This is a genomic window from Komagataeibacter intermedius TF2, from assembly GCF_000964425.1.
In the GTDB taxonomy this organism is placed as follows: Bacteria; Pseudomonadota; Alphaproteobacteria; order Acetobacterales; family Acetobacteraceae; genus Komagataeibacter; species Komagataeibacter intermedius.
The window spans coordinates 1-1,416 of the sequence record NZ_BANF01000364.1 but is presented as its reverse complement, the minus strand read 5'-3'; the positions used below and the strand labels follow the sequence as shown (position 1 = coordinate 1,416).

Sequence of the window (1,416 nt, the reverse complement as noted above, 5' to 3'; positions counted from 1 at the left end):
ACCCGGGTCATGTATGGATGCCCGCGTTCGTGCAAGCAGATGCGTTGAACAATAGAGGCGTGTGATCGGATGCGGTCATGTATCAGGCCTTTGGATGCGGTCTGAACATGACCACTGGCCGGTATGGGCTACGCGGATCTGGTGCAAATCAATTCTGCGAACTCGAGGTTCATTGACCCGAATGCTTTTCCAGACCCGTTCTTTCCGATCGTTTGTCCTTACTGCTCGACGACCTCCTCACACGCCGACGTACCGCGCGTAGTTACTCCCGACTGATTGTCAGGCGGCAACCGCGCGCGGATCCCTGAAAAACTCTTCCCGTGTTTCCATGGCCCAGAGCGAGCGGGCCATTTTATTGGCCAGGGCAATGGCAGCCAACTGACGGGGCTTGCGGCGCAGCAGCCGCCCGAGCCAAGTATCGGCGTCGGGCGTGTTTTGGCTGAACCAGCGAATAACGGACATGGCGCCGATGATGAGCAGGCGGCGGATGTCGCGTTGGCCCATTTTCGACGTATGCCCCAGAACCTGTTTGCCGCCGGACGAATGCTGTTTCGGCACCAGGCCCAACCATGCCGCGAAATCTCGGCCGCGCCGGAATGTCGACAGGGTGGGCGCGAACGCCTCGACCGCCATGGCCGTCACCGGGCCGATCCCCGGCATGCTCATCATCCGCTCCGTCCTGTCGGATTGACCGGCCTCCTGCCTGAGCGTCTTCTCCAATGCAGCGATGCGCCCCGAAATCTGTTCGATCTGATCGAGATAGATGCGGGCCGTCTCCACGACCAGAGGCTCAATCCCGGTTTCCGCCGTCTCGATGATCCGTCCCAATTCCTGCACGTTCGTGATTCCCTTGGCGGCGATGATGCCATGTTCCGCCAGGTGAGCCCGGAGCGCGTTGATCATCTGCGTCCGCTGACGCACGAACATGTCACGCGTCCTGAAGACCATCGCCCGAGCCTGCTGGCGTTCCGTCTTGGGCTCCACGAAGCGCATCGTCGGACGGCTCGCCGCTTCTGCGATGGCTTCGGCATCGGCCGCGTCGTTTTTCTGCCGCTTGACGAAAGGCTTCACATACGCCGGCGGCACGAGCCTCACGTCATGTCCGAGCGCACCGATCGTCCGGGCCCAAAAGTGGGCTGTCGCGCACGCTTCCAACGCAACGATGCACCGTGGCAGCTTCGCCAGGAATGTCGTTACCTGAGCGCGCGGCAGCTTCTTGCGGAACGCTACGCTTCCGTCTGCCCGAGCGCCGTGAAGCTGAAAAACCCGCTTTGCAAGATCAAGGCCAATAATGGCAACTCCGTCCATGGATGCCTTCTCCTTCCCGTGACGTTGAACAACAACATCACCTTGGCACATCTCGCGATGCCGTCGGGAGCGGGCATCCACCCCATCAGTTCTCAGTGAAAATCAACA

At 60.7% G+C, this 1,416-nt stretch carries 1 protein-coding gene; it reads right to left on the bottom strand.

Going from position 1 to position 1,416, the window contains the following annotated elements; all coding sequences use genetic code 11:
• Positions 1-279: 279 nt before the first annotated feature.
• On the bottom strand, positions 280-1,308 hold the full coding sequence (locus tag B7449_RS17550) for an IS110 family RNA-guided transposase (RefSeq protein ID WP_034928490.1): 1,029 nt from the start codon (positions 1,306-1,308) through the stop codon (positions 280-282).
• Between the last annotated feature and the right edge of the window lie 108 nt (positions 1,309-1,416).